The organism is Microvirga sp. P4_A5 (assembly GCF_056402495.1).
In genome coordinates this window covers 1-21661 of the sequence record NZ_JBFUHH010000053.1, presented here as the reverse complement: position 1 = coordinate 21661, position 21661 = coordinate 1, and the positions used below count along the sequence as shown (strand labels likewise).

Sequence of the window (21661 nt, the reverse complement as noted above, 5' to 3'; positions counted from 1 at the left end):
CGAACGATCCTCAATTCATCCTCCGCCGTCGCAATGCGAACATTTCGGCTTCGAGGTCGATTTTCCCGGATTTAACCATCCGGATGAGAGCACGGAAATAGCCGCCCGGGTTTCTGATCCGATTGGTTCCGCTGAAGACATCGTCGTCGTAGATCTGCAGCACGTAGATGACCGCAATGGCAGCCCTGACGGCGCCGATTTCAGCCACCGCCTCGTTCCAGGCGCTTTCATGGGCGCCAAGCGACGCGCGCAGGAACCGCCCTGCCCGCACCAGATCCGGGACGTCTCGGATCGGTTCGCCGAAATCGGCCAATGTCGGACAAGCCTCAACGATCACCGTCGGTGATAGGTGCTCCATCGTTTGTTCGGTAGGAAGAACGGCTCCAGCTTTCTTCGGAAAGCCGTTGTTACAAGTCTCACTAGGAGATTTATTGTCTGCTTTAGAGTGCCGGAATCGGATTCCGCCATTGCCCGCGTCATAGAAGGTTTCTTCGGTTTGGTTTCTCAGGCTCTGCCACTCCTCCAGTAGGCCGGAGGGCAATGTCGCGGCTGAGCGTTTCGGTGTCCGCACCTGCAGGGCCTGGAGGCTCCCTTCGAGCTCGCCGCGGTCAACCGCCGGGAACTGCTGCGCAAGGGCGCCCAGCGCCTCCTCTGTGGCTCTGCGGCAGATCGTGACCTCGTCGAAGGCCTGCTTCTGCATCAGGCGCAGTTGCTTTTGCTCGACAACGAGCGCTGCCCATTCGCCACGGCGGGTATAGAGCGGCGTCAGATCCAAACCAAAGGCGTCGACGATCTCGCCGGAGAGGTCCTTGATGGCATAGCGCTTGCCGTTGGGGGAATCCTTCGGGACGATCAGCTGGAGATCGGTGAGGGCCCGGATGGCAAAGCGGATCGCCCGTTCGGTCAGGCCAGTCCGGCTCTCAAGGTAATCGTTCGACGGCCAGACCAGCAGCCGATCCCACGCCTGCTCGCCCCAGCAGGCGACCAGCTCGGACAGCACCAGGCGCAGGGTCGGACGCAATTCGAGCGCCTTTTCCGCCTCCCGGCCCGCCGCCGATAGTTCTTTACGGGTCACCGTACGCCCATTTTCGAGCGCGAGTTTCCGCCCGGCCAAAGCAGCATGTCTCAGCCGCCGGCCTCCAGATGCCAGTTGCACCACCGTACCCTCCCCGTCTGAGGGCAAAGCAGAGCTGCATCGCCAATCTGTTGACTGGCGAGTCCAGGAGATGGCACAAGGTTAATGCCCCGCAAGAGGCCTTGTACCGATCCGTCGGTAGCTCGTAGACGTCCTTGGGGGTTGCCCCCCCCTCGGACGTCGCTTTGCTCAATGTGTTTGTCGGATGGAACACCTCCAACGATACCGCTGGGCCGCCCCGGAGTCGCTCTAAAACCTGTAGATAGATTTTGCAAGTCGGAAATTGCAGGCATCCGTCTGCTTGATTGATGAGTTTTGCGAATAAATCCGTTTGCTTCGGTCACGAACTTACGAATAAATGTGATTTGGTCGACGAAAAATTCGTTCATTATTTTGGTTTAATCGTCGCACGTCTCCGTGTTTACTTATTTCGAGTCATGGATGCAGACCTTATTACCAAGGTATTTGACAAGGAAAATTCCAAGTAACATTTCTTGCTCTAAATTTTTTTTCTATAACGTAACCTGGTATGTACGAGCAGTAACGACGAGGCCCGCGCGTTCGCGCTGCCGCCGTGGTTCGCGCCGTGGTCCATGCCGACCCTGTTATCGATTAGGCGCACGAGATCACGGTGATAAAGATGCCAGGCTCGATGCGCTCGAAAACCGCGCCGCGCGAAAGTCTGCGCTGGCCTTGACCACACCGCTCGAGAAGCTAAGCCCGGTTCTGGCTCGCATTCCCACAGAGGTCGAGGATCCTGAGATCACCAAGATCGAGGACGATGTCACCCGCGGGCTCGCCCGCTCTCTTCAGCCGCGTGATCGATGCTCGCTCGCACCGATAACCCCGCTGCTCGCGGCCGTTCGCAAGACGTGGCAGGCAATCGGCTTTGGCTAGGGACATGACGATAGTAAAGGACAACCGCTACTTGGCTGACAACTAAAAAGGTCGAGCGGGAGCGATCATGGGACGTGGAAATTATCATCGGAGCGTGACTCGAATTGCAGCTCGCCGCGATCATCAGGAAGTACCTGAGTGATCATCTTGGTGATTGGCGCCAGACATCTCCCATCATCACATTCAACGCCATCCAGCACTTGTAATCGCTTATAGCAGTGCAGCTGCTCTCGAGCCGCTAGCGTTTCATCGAACCCTTTGGCGTCGTTTTCCTCGACGAACGAGTCGAAGACTTCTTCGCGATTTGGCCGGTCGCCGGTCGCGTCTTCTTCGCGGCGGCCTGCTTGGTTGCCATCGGCCGCGAGATCTTCGCCTCCGCCGACGCGCTCTTGACCCGCGGCCCGATGGCGGAAGCAGCGCGGCCGGCGCGATCAATGATGCGAAGCTTCGGAGGCTGGACGACGGGACGAACGGAAGCCTGCGCGACCTTGACGTCCTTGCGCGGTCGACCGCCGCGCTGGCCGTTGCGGCGGGCGGCGGCGATTTTCGCCTCACTCTTCGCCGCGCCGCCTTTCTTGCCGAGTTGCGCCGCCATCCACGCGCGCGAGCCGGTGATGCCCTGCAACAGCGCCGGAAGGAAGAGATCGACGTCGATCTCGGGCCAGTGTAGGGAAAGCCCCCCGGCTTCGATCTCGACCGCCGCGAGCGCGCTTGCGGGCGCGTCTGCGAGTTCCTCGACGCTCGTCGGGGGAATCGTCAGCGACATTCCATTCGAAAACGAGATCACGATAAGGCGCTTGCGGCGGTCGTAGGTCACGCGCTTCGCTGCCGGGTTGCTCGCCCGGACCGCTTGGCCGCGCCGGGTGGCGGCTTCAAAATCGGCGTCAGAAATCGCCATGGATCGACCTCCATTTCTGGCAACATTCGAATAGGGCGGCTTCAATCTCGGCGGCGAAATCATCGATCTGCGCCTTGCGGTAACCGCTCTGCTCGCGCAGTTCGACGGGTCCGTCCGGGCAGTTGAGGAAGAAGATCGCCCACTTGTCGGCTCCCTTCATGGCCACGTGGACATGCGAAGGCCGATGGTCATTCGTATAGATCGCGACGCGATGGCGTCCGATCAGGAAGACGGTCGGCATTCAGCGCACCCTAATAACCCAACCGTTAGGGTATCAGTTCCAGGAGCCGAGGGCAAGGAGCCGAGGGCTAGCGCCCGCCCGAGTCCCCGTGCGAGCCGAACGTTGATGGACGGGGTTCCAAGTGGGAGGGTTGAGAATTTTCCTTGGCCGAATGAGACACCCAACTTCCGATCACAGGGATGTGAAGGTCTGTTGAAGACAGGAGTTAGGGTCCGAGTTCGTTTCCTAGATTGATTTGGCTTGGGGAAGCCCCTGGCGTTGGAGTTTCTGATTGCGATGGGTTGTTCGAGAAGCGGGCAAGCACAGCACGCCGGCCACCATGCGGAAGCGCATTGCCGGTGCGCGAGAGCACCTTCAAGCCTTGAACAGCGCCGGTTTAAGTGAGTGTGACCTTCCGGATCCTCCGAGCCGAGTGGTTCGGTGATGTGCGGAGCGCCTCAGGCTATAAGGTCTTAAGATGCCGGTGGGCCTACGACCTTGAGGGGCGACCGGTTGGCGCGCGCAGAGGCGATCCAGCGTGAAGCTTGCAGTTATTGAGGCGCCGCTCCTGTTCTTGCGAACTGTCGGGCCAACGAATGTTCAGTCCGCGTAAGGTAATTCGAAATCGGCGGGCAGGTTAATCGGAAATGGAAGCCGAGGAATCTACCGTCTCGGCGATAAGCTTGAGGGCCGCCAACAGCCGGAATATCGGGATTGTACAAGGCTGCGAGATTGGTTTCCAACCTCCGCTCTAGTGCTGCGGCAAAACCGGACGCGCCGCGCCACAGCCCTCGATGGGCGCCAGTAGGACGCCGTCCGGTCAGACGGTCCTTCGCGACCCCTTCCGCTCAAATAACCGCTTTCCGCACAGCCGTCCCTTGCGCTACGCTCTATCGAAACGGGTTAGTGGCGCAGCGCGACGGGCCTGTAGGATGGAAAGCAAAAACTGGATGAGCCATCGAATCTTTCTCGTTTCGGCGCCGTTTGCCCGCCTCGTCGCGCGAGCCCAAGGGGCGCTGCGGATCATAGAGGGGTATTTTCCGGTCACGCCGGAGCGCAGCATCTCGGTTGAGATCGCCAGCGAGGCGGCAGCGCTCGTGGTGACGAACGCCGGCGATGGCAGCGTCGATCGCACCGACATTCCCCGCGTTCATGCCGAGGCTCTGCTGGCGGTCACCGCCGGGCGCGTTGATGCTCTGCAGACCAGCCTGACGCTCGACCACCGGCAGGTGCGGTTGACCCGCATCGTCTCGCCGGGCCTCTTAGATCTTCTCACCGTCGACTTCGCCAGTGACGCCGAGGCGCGCGCGTTCACGCCACGGGACTGGTTCGGGCCCGAGGTCAGCGACGTACTTGGTTACCGCAATGGCGTTGTCGCGCTGCAAGGGCTGCCGGAGACGCGCGAGATCCCGGTCACCAATTCGGGCCTCGACAGCCTCCTGGATACGCTCGAGGACCGCGCCTCGCAGCAGGCCGCGCGGACGCTGACAGCGCCGGTAGAACAACCGCAGCAGGCGCCCGAGCCCGAGGAGACCGACGACCCCGCAGTCATGGCAATCGAGGACGACGTCATCCGCGAACTCGCCCGCTCGCTGCGGCCGCGGCGCGGATAATCAGCGCCTGATGATGACCGACCGCTCATAGACTTGCTTGCGGCCTCCCAGTCTCTAGCCAAAAGATCTTGCATGAGCCGCCGCGGGCGTTAAGACCCGCTCTCTAGCTTGGAATTCAGAAAGGTCGATCAGGAGCGATCATGGGACGCGGAAATTCACATCGGGAGCGCGAGCGCCAAAGCCCCCGCCATGCCGAGGACGCGTGGGGCGAGCCACCACCGCCATCTCCGACACCGGTGCATCCGAGACCGTATTCGCCGCCCCGGCCCGAGGCCAGCCCCGGGGTGTCAGCTCGGGTCAAGTGGTTCAATCCGGACAAAGGCTTCGGCTTCGTCGCCCTCGCCGATGGGTCAGGTGAGGCCTTCCTGCCTGCGCGGGCTGTTGAGGCGGCTGGTTACCGCAGCCTCGAGCCCGGCGTCACCGTTGTTGCCCGCCTTGGTCTCGGTCCGAAAGGCCCGCAGGTGACCGCGATCGTCAGCGTCGATGCCGGCATGACGGAACCCGCACCGCGGCCGGCGCCGCACGCGGATCGCCCAACCTTCCTGGGGCGGGCACCGTGTCCGCCGGGCGGCACGGGATCGTACCCGGCACCGAGCCCTGATCGCGATGGGGTGGTCAAATGGTTCGATTCCGTCAGGGGCTTTAGCTTTGTCACCGTCGACGGCGAGCCAACAAATCTGTTCGTGCATGCCTCGGTCCTGCAGCGCGCCAAGGTGAGCGCCCTCGCGCCCGGCCAAGCGGTCCGGGTCGCGGTCGTGGCGGGCCGCAAGGGTGACGAAATCGGCGCGCTCAGCTTGCCCTGATCGACCGGACCGTTTGGCGCCACCGCGACGTTGGGTCTCGACGGTGATCGGCCCCCTCACCGTCAGGTCTGGACAACCGCTTGCCGCCCGCGGCCGGGGGTTTTTCGTTTAGGAAAATCAGCCGGATGCCGGATTGCCGGGATACAGTTCGCTGACGATTCCGAGCCAGGCGCGGACTTCCTCGAGGGTCACAAATTCATGTTCGAGTTCGTGGAAGGGCGCCGGGCTCTCGGCCGGGGGCAAGTTGCGTAGGAGCTCGACAAACCAGCGGGCGGGATCGCCCGAGGTGCGAACGACGCTGCCGATGGTGCAGCCCTCGCGATGAAGATCATAGCTTCCCGGCGCAAGCCGGCTCAGGGAATAGGGCATGGTCGATTTTATGAGCCTTGCGCGATGATCGGCAAGCGCAAAAGCTGGCAGGGCTATTGATCGCGGGTGCGGACAATCTGCTGCGGGATGCCTCATCGTCGAATCTCGTCCGCATCAGCGACGGTTCGCGGCAGCTCTAGCACGGCCTGGCAATGGACAAGTGGCGGCCTCGGGCGTTTTCGGACGCGACCGATTCCGGTATGGTCCGATTCGGGTGCAACCCATGCTGTCGGCGCCGCGACCGGCGCTCCGACATCAGCGACAAACCTGTCCATCGACCGGAATTTGCCCGTGAACGATTCCTTTGCCGGCGCCCGTCAGATCAAGCTGGCACTTGATCGCGCCGGCAATCGGATCTTGGCTTACACCGGCCTCGACGTGAGAGACGATCTGATTGGCGCTGTGCTCGCCGCCTGTTCCGACGCTGCCGCGGAGGTCGCGCCAGATGCCGACCTTGAGGAAGGTCTGCGCAGGATCGCGGATCGCTGCCAGCGGCTGATCGAGGTCACGAGCCGCTTTGTCGTTCGCGATTTTGAGCTGATCGCCCTGTCACGCCGGCGGGCGATCGCCGCCGTCGATCTGTTTCAAGATGTGATCACGGGAAGTCACAAGCGCGCGGCTCCTCCTTTATCGGCCGCGAGGCTGCTCCGCGAGCGGGCGCGGTAGGCAGCCGCGCAACACGCAACACGCAACGCGATTCACCCGGTCTCATTGAGGAAAGCGGCGTCTTCCAGGGAACATAAGAGACATAGGCCAGCTGGATAGAGAGCCGCCGCAGGGTCTTCTTTTGCGCGATCCGCATCTCTTGCGGTGCGCCGGTCCTGGCGTCGTAGAGAAGCGTGCAGCTTTGTTTGGTCTGGTCGAGCCCAGTGTGATGCCACATCAGGGTCGCCGCAAATCTCGCCCGGTCTGATGCGTCACCTGATAGCCGCCAATGCAGGGCACAGGCGGGGCTTTCAGCGCGACGCATCGCTCGCTGCCCTCCTCCTTCATCTCAACATCGCCGGCGCCGGCGGCGAGGTTTTGTTCCTGGGGATTTACTTGTTCCTCCCGACCTTGATCGGTGTAGCTGCTCTGCCTAGGTGGACGCTTTCACCCTCTGGGTCTGACCGGCGGCATCGGCCGCAAAGACCTAATTGCAGCCTGCGCGACGGGTGGGCGCGTTCATCGATTTTCACCGGCTTTAAGGCGGCGGCCCTTGCGACGGCGGTCCAATCCTTTATTTGAAGTGAAGCTTGAGTCGCTGAGACGTGCGTCACCTCCCCGCTCCATCGTATCAAGCACACACCCTCAAACCTGCCGGGCTCTTGGGCCTGGTTTTTTCTTCAGGTTCGAGATCCCTGGCATCGGGGAACATCTCGCGTGGCGAACCTTTCCCCGGCGCCACGCCGCTCCGAAGAAATTGGCTGCAACCGGCCTCGATGGCCACGGTTGGACCAGCAAGGAAATCGCATGTTTCGTCAGAACCGCTCGTTTACCGTCGAGATCAAAGGTCGCCGCAAATCCGAAGCCTTCGACTGGAAATCGGCGTTCGCAGCCGCTGAGCATCCGCCTGCGTTGCCTGCGGTGAGAATGGGCCCTGCCAAAGACGGAATTCCATCGGATGAGCCGACGCCACGCCGGATTCTGCCGACGCTGGCGAAAGACGACGCCGTTCACGAAACCACTCTGGCGGCAAGCCGACCCGCCCTGCCGCAAGAAGAGAAATCGGTTTTGGCATCTCTACTGATCCATGCGTCTCCGGCGATCGATGAGGACGTTACGGCGCGCCCAATCGATAGTCCTGTCGACAAAGCCAGAGGAGAATCAGGCTGTGCGGAGCCTGCGGTGGCGCCATATCCAATTCCTCGAATGTGTCGCACCCGCAGGATTGCTGCTGCGTTGTCGCGCGCCGAGAAGTGGAAGCGCCGCTTGCCGGCGATCCTCCGATAGGTCGCCCTGGCTCGCATCAGGCCAGTGTGCACTGGCGCCAACGCGGGTGCCGCTATGACATCGCCTGCCCGTACCGTGCCCGCTATGCAACATTCTTCATCGGCGGTGCCGGGGCTTCCAATACCGCCGTCGAGACATGGCCGCCCAATGCTCCCTTCGCGAGGCTAACGAGATGCTGGTGATGTGTGAAGAAGATTACCTGGGTGCGCTCCGCGAGCTTTTGTAATACTCTGAACCCAGCGGCCGCCCGCGCATCGTCGTAATTGATGAACAAGTCATCGGCGATAAAAGGTACTGCTACCTCATGCACGAGGAATTCCTCCACCGCAGCGATTCGCAGCGCCATGAATAGTTGGTCGGCCGCGCCTTCGCTTAGCCCCGACACGAGGACGACCTTTCCGTCTCCCCGCACACCGGCCAGGTGAGGGATATCCTTTTCGTCATATTGCAGCGTAAGCCCCCCGAAAGAGCCGCTTGTCAAAGTTGAGAACAGCTCACCGGCCCGCTTTAGCAGCGGCGCCTGCTTCTCGCGCCGAAACCRCTCAATCGCCCACCTGAGGATCAGCGACGCAGACCTCACCCGCGCATACTGTGATGCGGCGTCCTTCATTTCCGTCAAGGCTACCTGTCTGTCGGACGCCGCTCTTGCCGCGGCCGCATCACCGCCGACGGCGACGAACGTGCGTTGCGCATCATTGCGGCGCTGAGCTGCGGTCAACTGGCGTTCTCTTGTCTCCTTTAAAGATTGCGTCAGCGTCTGCTCCCGCGCGGCGGCTTGATCCAGATCGTTGTTGCGACATTCTTCTATCAGCGCCTCAAGGCCGAGGCCGTCACCGTCAGCCTCAAGCGTGGTGCGCAGCAGTTCCTGTTCGTCCGTGAGAGCGCGTTGGCGGTCAGACAGCCGGATTGCCGTGCGCAACGCGTCGATCGTCTCGACGCCGGCTGCGCGTTGCAGACTTTCGATCGTGGCGATAGCGCCTTTCCTGGATCTGCCGCATTCGTCCAATCTTTCTTGCAGGCCACGTACTGCTTTGTCTTTTTCGTTGCGAGAGGCCATGGCCTGTTTCGCTCCACTCAATTGCGCGTGGAGCCTGAGGATTGCCTCGTCTGCATCAGCGCCGGCAAGATCAGGCGAAGTCGATGTGATGAGCTTTTTAACGTCGGCTGAGAAGGCCTCGATGTCCCGCTCGATTTTTCCGATCCTCTCCTGCCGCAGGTCTAAGATCTTCAGGGCAGTCTCGCGCATCGTATCGATCGCCTCGATTTGCTCCTGAACCGCCTGGGCTGCGGCCTCTGGTGAGAGATTGAGCTCAGTCAAGGCGACGCGCCACTGTGCTATCCACGCGCCGCACCTTTTTTCAGCGTCCTCGACCGCTCGACGCGTGCTTTCCAAGTCGGCTTTGGTCTTCCGCTCTTCGAGCGCGAGCTCCTCCCGCTTGTCCGCATTTGCTGATTCTTCCCGAATGCGCGTTTCTGCCGCCGCGAGGATGCCGTTCAGGGGCAAAGCCTCAGCGGAGGCAACAAGCGCCTTGTCTTGCAACAAAGCCAGAAGCTGCTGTTTCGCCCCCGCAAGCTCACGCTCCAACGATGACGCAACACGAACGGCGTCGTCGCGCTTGGAGAATCGATCGAGCAGGTCGCTCCTCTCTTCAAGCCACTCAAGCATGTCATCGGGAGGCCGCGGGTTTTCCGTTACGCCGCTCCACATATCGATCCAGGCCGAAGCCAGCGCCATTTGCTCTTCAACCGATGACGAATACTCGGCTTCCTGCGAGACGAGGCGGTCCTGTTGATCCGCAACCTGCCGGGCCAGCACCATAGCCTCAGCCGTCGCAGCTGCGTTGTGGAAACGCTGATCCGCCGCGCCGTCGGCAAGATCAACTGCCGTTTCATACGCATCGAGCAGCGTGTCGCCCTTTGCAAAGTCTTCTTCCTCGCCCTCCGTCAAATCGACGCGCTCAATATGGCGCCTGCGAATGATGGACCATCCGGTGTTGCGGCGCTCGCGCAATTCCCGCAGATCTTTTGCCGAGATGATCTTCTCGTCGGAGACGAGACGTTCGTAAGACTTCCGATTGTTCGCGATCTCGCGCGTCAAATCACGGAGCCCTGCTTGCTGGGATTGCATGCGACTTGAAAGATCGCGGACCGCATCGCGATGCGCCATTACAGAAGCCAAGCTCGGCAGTTTCTGGGCGACCAAAGACGCTTCATCGAAGCCCGATCGTCTCATCCGCGCCATTCGCCGTTGGCACACCTCCTCCCCTTCCCAATGCGCGTTTTGCGCAGCGAGGAGCCGCGCGTCCAGATCACCCAGCGCTCGGACTGATTTCACGAGGCCTGCCAACCCCGACAGATCCTGCGGCAATCCCATGACCTCGATGCGGTCCCGAACATTGACCAACTTCTCGCCGGCGCCAGCCCACGCTCTGTTTGCGCTGTCGGCGGCGGCGAAACACTCACCTCGTGAGGTCAGCAGACCGCGGAGAACCGCAACCTTGGCACGCGGCGGAATCCTGTCCAGGAGCTCGGCGATATCACCATGCCAGTCCAGCTCGGTAGCCGCGCGCCTGAGCGCGTCTTCCGCCGCATCGAGCTCCGACCGGCGGCGCGGCAAAGCCGCTCTTTCTGGAGCCAACTCGATGTTGCGCTTCGACAGGCGGTCGATTTCCGTCTCATGAATGAGGACGGCCTCGTCCACCGTGATTGCGCCGCGCTCGGCATTAACGGCGGCCATTTGCTCCTGAAAGGCGGTTATGCGGCCCTCAGCTGACGCGTTATCGGCGGAGGCGGTCTCAAACCGAGTACCCGCGTCGGCGAGCCATTCAACGACGATACCGAGTGAGGCAGACTGGGTTTGGGTTTCACCCAACCGGCGTACGTTACGGTAGATGCGCCGCACGCGCGCGATCTTGGCGAGCTCTGTGACGTGCTCCTCGATCTCCTTCTCAATCTGCACGCAGGCGTCGCGCGCCTCTTCATAAGTGGATTTCATCTCCTGCCACTTGGCCGCCGTTACAGTGTGATGGCGCAACGCCGCATCCGCCTCCTTGAGGCGATCCTCGGCTTGGTAATATTTCCTATGCCCCGCCTTGCGACTCGCCCACAAGCCGCTTGCTTCCTCGTCCATTGCGGCGAGCCGCTCCCGGAGCCGGGATACTCCCGCGCCCGCAGCAAACAACGTAGCGCCGATATCGTCCTTGGCCTGAACGATATCCCTGCCACCAACACGCAGCCGCTCATGGTCGAGGCAAAACATTCGGCAGAAGAACGCACGATCGATGCCGCCGAGCAGTGGACCCAACAGCCCATCGCCGGAAGCGAGAGGCAAGTCGTCGAGGCCGAGCAGCGTGTCCTTATTGCCCTTGCGACGCCGGACATCGATCGACGTTCCAGCACTTTCCAACCTTGCCCCGATACGCAATACGCTATTCTCGTGCACGAAGTTGCGCGGCGGCTGACCTGAGATGCCAAACAACAATTCCTCAATCGCTGACTTTGACGTCGATTTCCCCGTCTCGTTTTCGCCGTACACGATATGAAAATCGGGCCCACCGGAGGGAAACTCAAGTGTGGCGTCGGTAAAGTGTCCATAACGGACCAGGTTCAAAGAGCGGATACGCATGGCTTAACCCTCCGCCGCTAGGCGCGCTGTCAAATAGCCCGCTGCCTGCGCAGTCACGGCGCCGAAATCCTTTGCTATTGCCGCCTCAAGAAGCGGATCGTCGACATCGACCGTGGCCTCGTGCGGAAGCTTGCGAATGAGATCGCCAAGGTCGCCTTCGATCTGTGTCCGCAACTCCGGGTCGGCTGCAGCCTGTCCCAGCAAGACGTCGAGATCGTTGATCGCTCGAGAGTCGGCACGACCAGAGTGAGTTGATGCACGTGTGGTTGATGTGATTACACGCTCAACCCAAGCGAGACCGTCGCCAAGCGCAAGAGCGGCCGCTCTTGCCTCGGCCAACAGCTGCAGCGTAGACGAATGCAATTCACTGTGGGTGGTGGTCGCACCACTGAGCTTGATTCGACACGCCAACAAGCGGCCTTCGGCTTCCTGCATGGCCTCGTGAATATGGATCTTAATTCGATCAATGACATCGCCGAAGCGCACACACCCACCGACCGGCACCTCGACGGACTTCCACCTGACGACGTCCGTGCACGCGCTCGATATCGTGCACCGCGCCGTCTCGAACCGTGATCAACTGGGCAGACTTTGGCCCGGCCTCACGGATGTGGCGACCTTGCAGGTTACCGCAAAACACGACGTGCGGGTTATTGTGCAGCACACCACCCTGATGGACATGGGCAAGAGCCCAGTAATCGTAGCCCTTGTTTACGAGCTCCTCCAGAGTGCACGGCGCGTAATTCTCGTGAGGACCGTTCACTCCGCCAAGCGCCGTGTGCAGGACACCGATATTGAAGAACCCCTTCACGGGAGGAGGGTAGGCAGCTGCCAGGTTTTCTGTCACTGCTTGCATTCGAAAACTCTGTCCGTGCAGGGCGACGCGTTGGTCGGCGAGCTTGAACGTTTGTGGCATTCGATAGCTGAACACCTGCACGTTGTCGGGCAGCGTTAGCTTTTTGGTGATTTGGCTCTCAGCGTCATGATTGCCGTGTAGAACGAACACCGGGATGTTCGCTGCGCGCAAGCGACCCATCTGCCGCACAAAAAAAAGGCCGGTCTGGAAATCTCGCCAGTCGCCGTCATAGAGATCGCCTGCGATCACCACGAACGCGACCTGCCCGTCTATCGCTTGGGTGACAAGCTGCTCGAATGCGATCCGCGTCGCCATCCGGATTTGCTCGGCGGCAAAGCCCTCGTGTCCACTCAGTCCTTTGAGGGGGCTGTCTAGGTGGATGTCGCCCGTATGAATGAACTGGAAGGAACTCATTGACGTTTCCTCGGGGTAATATTGCTTAGAACACATCCAGAGAATCTCCCCTGCTACAACTGCGACAGCGATAAAAGTACCTTCGATGCCGAGAAAAGTTGGGGAAATCGCGCCCGTGACCGGGCTGACGGCGTGTCGGGCCGGCGGTCCCACCCGATGCTCACGATTTGCCGGTGACGCACTCCCTGACACGGCGCCAAATGCTTGTATTCGTCGCAGGTGGAAGGTCCTGAACTGCAGGCCTTGCGGTCGGCGTCTTGCCGTAGAAACGTTCTTTGGCCACGCGATCTCGACGCCATTCGGTTTCGACCTTTTCGTCGCTCCAAGGGCCCGCTTCAATCACCTTGCCGCGGTTGATCACATAGTGCGACCGGCACTTCTGCATCCAATTGCCGATCGACGGGCGCAGCGAGACCGTCTCGCCATCGAATGTCATCTTCCAATCCGTTGGCGTAAAGGGTGCAACAACCTCCTCGCCGCAGCCGCAACAGCAACTGTGGGCGGATGTCGCGTACTCCATGGAGAGTTACAGGACGCCCGGCTTGAGCTGCTCGGGGATGTGCTGACGAAACGATGCTCGAGTTGTTTGTGCCGTATCACGTCATCTCCCCATTGATCAGCATGTTGCCATCGGTTTTGTATGTCGAATGGTGCTCGCGCTCGAGGTCGCGGTAGAATCCGCGGATCTTCTTCCATTTCACGATTGCGAGGACCGCGTTCAGGGCGTTTAGGTCGGCAACCTGGATGTTGGAGGCGTAGTTGTCCTCAGCACCCCCGCCAACGAAGGAGATCCGCTGCGGCACGTGGTCCCGCTTCTCGGGTGTGCTGGATGTCACCCGCAGGATGCCACCGAGCGACCCGTTGTCGAGCTCGAGCCCCATGCCGACGTCGACGAACGCGGCACCGATCGCCTCGAGTTTCTCGACGATCGGCCGCTTCGCCTCGCCCGCGTCGAGAGATCGAAATGCGAAGGTGACGCCGTCAAGAAGGTGAATGTTGTCGGGGTCGAGAACCACGCCGTAGGCTACTATATTTCGGCGGCGTTTTCCCTGCCCTGCGGTCGGAATTCGAGGTCCGGAATCCTGACACCAGCGGCAGCAGGTGGCTGGTCAGGCCACGAGCCCGCAGGATGCATCCGGTCATGATGAAGCCGAGCCAGGGCTGGCGCGGATACAGATTGAGATCGAGCCATGCTTTTCAGGCGATCGCCGCGGCGGCGACAGTCGGCCAATCCGCGGTCCGCTTTACGACATTGAGCCAGCGGTCCTCGTTCTCGCCCTCATCGATTTCGGGATCGAGCAAGCGCTACGCATCGGCGTCTCGCCTTCCAGCACCTTGCTGGTGCGGACGAGCAAGGCGTCGATATCGGCAAACTGTGCCTTCCATGGATCGGCACCGGTGGCGAACGCCGGAAACGCTTCATCCTGGTCACTGCAGCCGTCTTGTCCAGGTAAGGAAGTTGCGACATCCACAAATACCCGCATGTGACGAGTTTGGGTGCGGCCTTGGCTCTCTGCCCGGACATCGTTGTCGAAGCGGCGGGCGTTGAGGCCTACAGCGCGTACGTGCCGGTTTGCCTGGCCGATGGATTCGACGTCATGGCCATTTCGATCGCCGCCATGGCAAGAGTCGATACGGAGACGGAAGTCCGACGCGCGTTGGCGACGGGGTCGGCGCGCCTGCTTCTTGCCAGCGGCGCGACAGGCGCCTTGGACGCTCTCTCCGCCGCGCGTGAGGGAGGTCTCGACCGGGTCAGCGTGGTCCAGCGCAAGCCGGCCGCTGCGTTGCTGGAGGCTGCCCGGGCCAGGACTCTCGACGGACCGCTCGTTGTCAAACAGTCGAGCGCCCGTGAAGCGGCGCTGGCATTTCCGCAGAACTCGAACATCGTTGCGGCCGCCGCTCTCGCGGGGATTGGCATGGATGAGACCCGCGTGACCGTGATCGCCGACCCGGCCGCAATCAAGAATTCCGTCGAACTCGAAGCCTCTGGGAAATTTGGCGAACTGAAGCTTGTAATGGCCAACTTTACAAATCCGTCGAACCCGCGCACGGCACTCATTCCGGCCATGAGTATCATTGCAGCGCTGCGACGCCGGGTCAGCAGCATCGTACTGCCCGCGTAGTCACAAGGTGAACCAAGATGTTCTCTTCCGGCACTCCCCGCTGGATGGAGAATAAATCGATCCGGCTCCGTTGTCGTGTCCAGGTCCCGCGGTTGATCGGCCGATGCATCGGTGGCCCGTCTGCGCACACCCTGCCGACCGGCGCTCTCGCGGATCGCGGGGCTTCCGATCCGGCATAAGGGATGGCGAAACCGAGAGCGCCAATGCTTCGAACGGCCCCACCCTCGGAGATATCAGGACTCGATCGGCTGCCGGGYGGGATGCGGATCCTGGATACAATGCCGGCTGTCCCACTGGTGGGGCCTTGGCCGCTGACGCGCCTTCTGAGGCACTCTCAGAACCCGCCTCATCCGTCATTGACGCCAGCTTTGATGTTTGCAACATTGGTCGAGGTACGAACGACGTTTTCACTGAATGAACCGGCGGATCGGTACGTGGCTGCGCAGATGCATTGGGCTTTGAAACACGAGCGCGCGTCGTCGAATCTCAACGCAGGCTCGGGATCACACCGCTTTCTCTCTCGGGGAGAAGGATCAGGCCTGCGGCCATATCGTCCGCAGACTGCGCGAAGCCGGTTCGGTGCCCGCGCTCCGTCTGGACACATGCGATGCCCTGTCAAAAGAGCCGGCAGGTCACGACGCGTCCGTTGCTCCCGGTTGGGCCGGGATCGCCTCTGGAGGCTCAGTGCCGAAAGGCGGCTTCACCGACGAAGTCAACGCGGTTGGATCAGCGACCGAAGGCGAATACGGAGGCCGGGACCCCAAGTGGAAGATCGTTTGGCGGTCCGCGCTGCCGATCAATCCTTCCGAGGCGGGTGCGTGAGCGCGATGTCCGTCACCGGTATGCGACCGTGCCCATGAGACCGCACCTCGTGCGGGAAGCGTTCAAGGCGGCAGGCTCTGCCGATCATCCACCGGATTTTGTCGGCAATGAAGAGCGCTGAGGCGCCAGGGGTCGTTCACAGCAATGGCGCTGCGTTCGCGCAGCGGTCGCTGAACCGCCGCACGCAAAGGGCGCGCGAAACACGAAACTGAACAAAGGCGCGGCGCGACGGAGGGCGACATGAAATCAGGATCGTTTCGACTAAAGAATCTGGGCGCCTTTGACGGCGACCGCGTCCTGGCGAATCTGACCACGATCACCGTCTCCGACGATAAGATCGTTTTTGTCGGCCCCAGCGAGGCGCCGAGCGCGACGACGGCGGATGCCGTCGAAATTGATATGCGGGGCTACTTTGCCCTGCCAGGGTTGATCGACGCCCACACACACCTGGTTGGCGGCGACGTCGTCGCGGGAGCCGCCGACTACGCCACCTCGCGCCGCTCATCCGAGTCCGAGGCCATGCAGGCCTTCCGCACGGTCGAAGCAGGGCGGATCACCCTCTCGCGCGGCTTTACGACGATCCGCGACATGTCTGGGCGGGATTACATTGATATCCAGTATCGCGACGCGGTGCGCAGCGGGATCATCGAAGGGCCCGACCTTTTGGCCTCTGGACTCGGCCTCACCATCACGGGCGGGCATGTGCACATGCGCTGTGTGGAGGTGGATGGCCCAGACGAGGTTCGCAAGGAGGTTCGACAGCACATCAAACGCGGCGTGGATTGGATTAAGCTGATGGGCGTCACGGGCGGCATGGCCACCATCGGCCGTCATCCACTGGCCCCACAGTTCCTGCCCGAAGAGATCGCCGCCGCGACCGCCGAGGCGCACCGCGCCAACACGCGCGTCGCCGCACATGCGCATGGACGCGACGGCATCCGCAACGCGGTGCTGAACGGCGTGGACAGCATCGAACACGGCCTCTATCTCGACGACGCTACGGCCGAGGAAATGGCGAAGCGTGGCACCATTCTGGTGCCGACCCTGCTGAACGAGCTGACTTATCAGACCGCGCTTGCGACCGGTACGCTATCTCCGGCTGCGATCGCGCGGCGCCAAAAGCTGGCGGATGAAGGCTTCCCCCTGCCCACCCCCGAGGCGCGGATCGCCTTGGCGCGAAAGGGTGGCGTGGCCATCATCGCGGGCACCGATGTCGGCGGAAACGCAGCCTGCCGTCACGGCGACAACGCGCTCGAAATCGTGATGCTGGCGCGTTATGGCCTCTCGGCGACCGAGGCGCTGAATGCCGCGACCGGCGGTTCGGCCGACGCACTGCGGCTGGACGACCGCGGCAGGATAGCGACCGGAAAACTTGCTGATCTGGTGCTGACAACAGCAGACGTCGTACAGGACGTCGAACGTCTTTCCGATCCGGAGACCATCGCAGCGGTGTTCAAACGCGGTCAGCTCGTGACGAGCCTGCCGGACGTTCGGCAGCGTTTCGAGGCGGCGAGAGCTGCGGCAATCGCCGGGTAGCGCGTAAGTGTCAACCAATCTGATTTCCGACGAGAAAAAGGGGAAGTTACAATGACAAAACGTAAGCAGTCCAACCCGAGCGGGACGACGTCGGGACTTATCGGCCGGCGTCAATTTCTGCAGAGCACCGCGGGGGCCGCCGCCTTCACGATGTCGGGCGGGCTCAGCATGCGACAGGCAATGGCCCAGGCCAGCGGAGGCGCACTGATCGCCGCCTTCTATCAGGACCCACAGGGTCTCGACCCGCAATTGAACAGCCAGACGGAATCCTTTCAGGCGATGCTGGCCTGCTTCGAGCAGCTTTATGACTACGATCCCTCGACGGACAGCTTTTATCCGCAGCTCGCTTCGGACATGCCCGATAAGTCAGATCCGCTGAAAGTTGTGATCCCGCTCCGCACCGACGTCCTGTTTCACGACGGGACACCAATGACCGCGGAGGATGTGGCTTATACCTTCGGCTTCATCATCGAAAAGGGCCCGACTTCTCCCGCCTATGGCCTCTACAGCATGGTGAACAAGGTCGAGGCGATCGAAAAGCATAAGGTCGTCTTTCATTTGAATTATCCTTACGGACTGCTGGTCAACTACCTCAGCAGCGTCATGGGCGGCATCGTCAAGAAAGGTGCGCGGGAAAAGGCTGACCTGCGCCGGAATCCGGCGGGCGCAGGCTGCGGTCCCTTCGAATTCGTCGAATGGGTGCAGGGCAGCCACCTGACCTTCCGTCGCTTCAAGAACTACTATCGGCCCGGCATCCCCGGCGTCCAAACCCTGACCTACAAGATCCTGAAGGAAGACGCGACGCGGGTCGCCCAACTTCTCGGCGGCGCCATCAACTTCATCGACGAGCCGCCAAAGCGGGACTTCGCCAGGCTCACGGCCCGCGACGACATCGATGGGGCGCGCGGCTCGTCCGAGAAGGTCGGCTACGTGATGCTGAACCATGCCAACAAGGCGATGAGCAACGTTCACCTGCGCCGGGCCCTGTCCTACGCGACCAACCGAAAGGTGCTGCTTGAGGGCGTATTCGAGGGCTATGGCGTGCAGGCGTTCGGTCCGATGAAACCCGGCACGTCCTGGTATGATCCTAAGGTCGAGGCGATTTCCGGTTACGACCCCGACAAAGCGCGTGCCGCGCTGAAGGCCGGCGGTCTGAGTGGGGTCAAGTTTGCACTGCGTTGCGAGAACAACACTCACCACATCGATACCTCGACGCTGCTGCAGGCCATGTGGGCTGAGGTAGGGATCAACGTCGAAGTCGTGCCTATGGAAAAAACCGCCTTCTACGACTTTTGTGCCCAGGGTAAATCGGGTTGGGAAGCCGGATACACCGATTGGTCCTCGTCGGTGTACACGCCCGACTACATGGTCAAGCTCGTTTACAAGAGCGACGGTTCCTACCAGCGGGTGAGCTACAACAATCCGGAAGTCGACCGGTTGATCGAGGCGGCCCAGCGTTCGAATGACCCGGCCGAACAAAAGAAGCTCCTCAGCGACCTGCAGATGGTCATGGCTGAGGATGTCGCGGCGCTTTGGCTCGTCTGGTACGACTGGACGCCGGTCTGGCGCAAAGAGGTCAAGAACTTCGTGATTGCACCGACCTACTACGAATACTTCGACAAGGTGACTGTCGGCTAAGGCCTGCTGTTTTTCTGAGGTGTGAGGAGAGCGAGAATGTTCGGGAACAGGATGCTGCGCTACATCGTCAAGCGGCTGCTGCTGCTTATCCCGGTGCTGTTCGGTGTCTCGTTCCTGTCATTCTCGCTGATCAGTCTCGCACCCGGCAACGCCGCAACCTACATGCTGGGCGACCAGGCGTCGCCCCAGCTCATCGCCGAGCTGGAAAGGCAGTTGCGCCTGGACCGTCCGTTTCTGGCACAGTTCATCGTTTGGCTCAGCGATGCGCTGCAGGGGAACTTCGGTACCTCCTTCGTGACGCGGATTCCGATCGGTACGCTGATCCTGCAACGCCTATCGGTGACGCTGGAGTTGTCCTTCATTGCCATTGTCATGACCCTCGTCATCGCGATTCCGCTGGGGGTTGCGGCGGCGGTGCACCGGCACCGGGCGCCGGACCATGCTGCCCGTGTCATCGCCGTGGCCGGCGTGTCGATCCCGGACTTCTGGTCGGGGATCATCCTGATCTTTTTCTTCGGCGTGCAACTGCAATGGGTCTCGCCCGGCGGGTTCACGCCCATCAGCGAGGGGCTGGGTCCGCACCTGCGGTCTGTGATTCTGCCGAGCGCGATCCTTGCCTTTATCAACCTGGCGCTCATCACACGGATGCTGCGGGCGTCGATGCTGGATACGCTGTCGCAGAACTTCATCCAGGCGGCCCGCTCCTTCGGCATCTCCGAGCGCGAGTTGATCTGGCGCGACGCGCTAAAAAACGCGTTCATCCCGACGCTGACGGTGATCGGTCTGACCATCGGCATCATGCTCTCCGGTGCGGTCATGCTCGAAACAGTGTTCTCGCTGCCGGGCCTCGGGAAACTGCTGGTAGATGCGGTGTTCCAGCGGGACATTCCCGTGCTTCAGGCCGTGCTGACGTTGATCGGGTGCCTCTACGTGGTTTTGAATTTAATTGTCGACGTTGGTTATTCGATACTCGACCCCAGAATCCGATACTGACCTTGCTGACCCAACAACCATCAGGCCGGCGACCGGTGAGGTGCCGGGGCCGCCGACAGGAGACATGCCCGTGACATATAGTGAGGCAAGCATCGCCGTCGATGCTCGCGAGCCGGGAGTGGAGAGCCTCCCAGCCTCAACCGGCTTTCTCGCCGGGGGCGCCCGCCGTTTCCGCAGGAACCGCTTGGCCATGACCGGCCTCGTCATCGTCATTCTTATCACTTTGGTTGCGATCTTCGCACCGCTTGTTGCGACTCATAATGCAAATGCCGTCTCCATCACCTCGAGGCTGGCGCCGCCTTCAGCCGATTTTCTTTTGGGGACCGACAACCTCGGGCGCGACATCTTCAGCCGCATCGTCTACGGCGCGCGAGTGACGATGATGGTTGGGGTCGGCATGGTGGCGCTGGCGCTGGTCATCGGCGCTCCCTTCGGTGCCGTCGCCGGCTACTACGGGGGGACCTGGATCGACGAAATCATCATGCGAGTCGCTGATATCTTCAGCGCTTTCCCAACCGTGATCCTTGCGATCGCGGTGATGGGGGCAATTGGGACTCAGCCCATCGACCTCGGTCCGATCACGATCGGTAACGTCGCCAAGGTAATAACGGTCGGCGGCGTGGTGCTGGCGCCGCGCTTTGCCCGAGTCGTTCGCRGCAGCGTGCTGAAGGAAGTTCCGAGCGATTATGTCGAGGCGGCCCGATCGGTGGGAGCGAGCGATGCCTTCATCCTGATTCACGAAATCCTACCCAACACCGCCGGGCCGGTCATCATTCAGGCCAGCTACTATTTTGCGACCGCCGTCCTGACCGAAGCATCGCTGAGCTTCCTTGGCATCGGCGTGCAGCCGCCCCAGCCCAGTTGGGGGCAGATGCTGTCGCAGGCCCAGGCTTATATCTTCGGCGGCGAATGGTGGTTCTCGCTGTTTCCCGGACTCGCGATCTTCCTCACCATGGTGGGCTTCAACCTGCTCGGTGACGGATTGCGTGACGCGCTTGATCCGCAAGGAGGGAATTGATGGCGGTCGACGAAGTTGAACCAGGACCCCTTCTGGATGTCCGCAATCTCAGCGTTGATTTCCTCACTGAAGGGCACCTGTTCAAGGCGGTCGATGATGTGAGCTTCAGCGCCGGGCGCGGCAAGGTCATCGGCATCGTGGGCGAGTCAGGTTCGGGAAAGAGCGTCACCTCGAAGGCGATCCTGCGACTGGTGACACGGCCGGGACACATCTCCGGCGGGAGCATCCGGTTTGAAGGCCAGGATCTGCTGTCGCTCGACCCCAACGCAATGCAGCATATCCGCGGCAGCGGCATCGCGATGATCAGCCAGGACCCAACGACCTCGCTCAATCCGGTGATGACCATCGGCGCCCAGTTGATCCGTGTGTTGAAGCTGCACAAGGGACTGACCACCGCCGAGGCACGCGAAGCTGCCATTGACGCGTTGCGCCAGGTAGAAATCCCGTCGCCCGAGCGCCGCATGATCCAGTATCCGCACGAACTGAGCGGCGGAATGTGTCAAAGGGTAATGATCACCATGGCAATGGCGCCGGATCCACGACTGCTGATCGCAGACGAGCCGACCACTGCGCTCGACGTCACAGTCCAGAGCCAGATCCTGTCGCTCCTGCAGAGGATGCGCGAGGAACGCGGCGTCTCCATCGTGTTCATTTCGCACGATATCGCCCTTGTGTCGCAGATCGCCGACGAGATCTTGGTGCTTTATGCCGGCCGCGAGATGGAGCGCGGACCCATCGACGAGGTGCTGAACGAGCCCAAGCATCCCTA

General features: G+C 61.4%; 20 protein-coding genes. 11 read left to right on the top strand and 9 right to left on the bottom strand.

The window, feature by feature from the left end:
• Nucleotides 1-10: 10 nt before the first annotated feature.
• Nucleotides 11-1156 carry a plasmid replication protein RepC gene (repC, locus tag AC1DVM_RS14495; RefSeq protein ID WP_477255282.1) on the bottom strand — a complete coding sequence of 382 codons (1146 nt, stop codon included), beginning with the start codon at nt 1154-1156 and terminating at the stop codon, nt 11-13.
• 672 nt (nt 1157-1828) lie between these two features.
• Between repC and AC1DVM_RS14490 the strand changes: the two genes are divergently transcribed.
• The gene (locus AC1DVM_RS14490; RefSeq protein WP_477255280.1) at nt 1829-2032 is read left to right on the top strand and encodes a hypothetical protein; all 204 of its coding nucleotides are present in this window, start codon (nt 1829-1831) and stop codon (nt 2030-2032) included.
• Nucleotides 2033-2270: 238 nt separating this feature from the next.
• Here AC1DVM_RS14490 and AC1DVM_RS14485 read toward each other — a convergent pair whose 3' ends face one another.
• Together AC1DVM_RS14485 and AC1DVM_RS14480 are read right to left on the bottom strand one after the other, a co-directional pair.
• Complete coding sequence (locus AC1DVM_RS14485; RefSeq protein ID WP_477255278.1) at nt 2271-2930, bottom strand: DUF2442 domain-containing protein; 660 nt, start codon at nt 2928-2930, stop codon at nt 2271-2273.
• Nucleotides 2917-3171 (bottom strand): DUF4160 domain-containing protein, encoded by a 255-nt coding sequence (locus AC1DVM_RS14480; protein ID WP_477255276.1) that lies wholly within the window; start codon nt 3169-3171, stop codon nt 2917-2919. The genes AC1DVM_RS14485 and AC1DVM_RS14480 overlap by 14 nt, the downstream gene beginning before the upstream one ends.
• A 929-nt stretch (nt 3172-4100) precedes the next feature.
• Here AC1DVM_RS14480 and AC1DVM_RS14475 point away from each other — a divergent pair.
• Together AC1DVM_RS14475 and AC1DVM_RS14470 are read left to right on the top strand one after the other, a co-directional pair.
• Nucleotides 4101-4763, top strand: a complete 663-nt coding sequence (locus AC1DVM_RS14475; protein WP_477255274.1) for a hypothetical protein — start codon at nt 4101-4103, stop codon at nt 4761-4763.
• Between the two features lie 284 nt (nt 4764-5047).
• Nucleotides 5048-5566 carry a cold-shock protein gene (locus AC1DVM_RS14470; protein ID WP_477255272.1) on the top strand — a complete coding sequence of 173 codons (519 nt, stop codon included), beginning with the start codon at nt 5048-5050 and terminating at the stop codon, nt 5564-5566.
• A gap of 117 nt (nt 5567-5683) precedes the next feature.
• On the opposite strand, the gene AC1DVM_RS14465 is transcribed toward AC1DVM_RS14470, so the two are convergent.
• On the bottom strand, nt 5684-5935 hold the full coding sequence (locus AC1DVM_RS14465) for a hypothetical protein (protein WP_477255270.1): 252 nt from the start codon (nt 5933-5935) through the stop codon (nt 5684-5686).
• A gap of 291 nt (nt 5936-6226) precedes the next feature.
• On the opposite strand from AC1DVM_RS14465, the gene AC1DVM_RS14460 reads away from it, so the two are divergent.
• Nucleotides 6227-6601, top strand: a complete 375-nt coding sequence (locus AC1DVM_RS14460; RefSeq protein ID WP_477255269.1) for a hypothetical protein — start codon at nt 6227-6229, stop codon at nt 6599-6601.
• Nucleotides 6602-7387: 786 nt separating this feature from the next.
• On the top strand, nt 7388-7867 hold the full coding sequence (locus AC1DVM_RS14455; RefSeq protein WP_477255267.1) for a hypothetical protein: 480 nt from the start codon (nt 7388-7390) through the stop codon (nt 7865-7867).
• An 82-nt stretch (nt 7868-7949) separates the two neighbouring features.
• Here AC1DVM_RS14455 and AC1DVM_RS14450 read toward each other — a convergent pair whose 3' ends face one another.
• From AC1DVM_RS14450 to AC1DVM_RS14430, 5 genes are all read right to left on the bottom strand, one after another.
• Nucleotides 7950-11492: an AAA family ATPase gene (locus AC1DVM_RS14450; RefSeq protein WP_477255265.1), complete on the bottom strand. Its 3543-nt coding sequence runs from the start codon at nt 11490-11492 to the stop codon at nt 7950-7952.
• 3 nt (nt 11493-11495) lie between these two features.
• A complete protein-coding gene (locus AC1DVM_RS14445) occupies nt 11496-11978 on the bottom strand; it encodes a hypothetical protein (RefSeq protein ID WP_477255263.1) in 483 nt (160 codons plus the stop codon).
• Nucleotides 11956-12762, bottom strand: coding sequence for a metallophosphoesterase family protein (locus AC1DVM_RS14440; protein ID WP_477255261.1), 807 nt, complete (start codon nt 12760-12762; stop codon nt 11956-11958). Before AC1DVM_RS14440 ends, AC1DVM_RS14445 begins: the two co-directional genes overlap by 23 nt.
• A gap of 160 nt (nt 12763-12922) precedes the next feature.
• Entirely contained in the window at nt 12923-13282 is a 360-nt protein-coding gene (locus AC1DVM_RS14435) for a ubiquitination-like system serine protease family protein (protein WP_477255259.1), read from the bottom strand.
• 76 nt (nt 13283-13358) lie between these two features.
• Nucleotides 13359-13778, bottom strand: a complete 420-nt coding sequence (locus tag AC1DVM_RS14430) for a hypothetical protein (protein ID WP_477255257.1) — start codon at nt 13776-13778, stop codon at nt 13359-13361.
• Nucleotides 13779-14246: 468 nt separating this feature from the next.
• Here AC1DVM_RS14430 and AC1DVM_RS14425 point away from each other — a divergent pair, with 468 nt between their 5' ends.
• The 6 genes from AC1DVM_RS14425 to AC1DVM_RS14400 all read left to right on the top strand — a co-directional run.
• Nucleotides 14247-14885 (top strand): aspartate dehydrogenase domain-containing protein, encoded by a 639-nt coding sequence (locus tag AC1DVM_RS14425; RefSeq protein WP_477255255.1) that lies wholly within the window; start codon nt 14247-14249, stop codon nt 14883-14885.
• Nucleotides 14886-15947: 1062 nt separating this feature from the next.
• Nucleotides 15948-17243 carry a metal-dependent hydrolase family protein gene (locus tag AC1DVM_RS14420; RefSeq protein WP_477255253.1) on the top strand — a complete coding sequence of 432 codons (1296 nt, stop codon included), beginning with the start codon at nt 15948-15950 and terminating at the stop codon, nt 17241-17243.
• A 51-nt stretch (nt 17244-17294) separates the two neighbouring features.
• On the top strand, nt 17295-18881 hold the full coding sequence (locus AC1DVM_RS14415) for an ABC transporter substrate-binding protein (protein ID WP_477255251.1): 1587 nt from the start codon (nt 17295-17297) through the stop codon (nt 18879-18881).
• Between the two features lie 51 nt (nt 18882-18932).
• Nucleotides 18933-19874, top strand: coding sequence for an ABC transporter permease (locus AC1DVM_RS14410; protein WP_477255249.1), 942 nt, complete (start codon nt 18933-18935; stop codon nt 19872-19874).
• Between the two features lie 64 nt (nt 19875-19938).
• Complete coding sequence (locus tag AC1DVM_RS14405) at nt 19939-20892, top strand: ABC transporter permease (RefSeq protein WP_477255247.1); 954 nt, start codon at nt 19939-19941, stop codon at nt 20890-20892.
• A partial coding sequence (locus tag AC1DVM_RS14400; RefSeq protein ID WP_477255245.1) for an ABC transporter ATP-binding protein occupies nt 20892-21661 on the top strand: 770 nt, incomplete at its 3' end. The genes AC1DVM_RS14405 and AC1DVM_RS14400, both read left to right, overlap by 1 nt.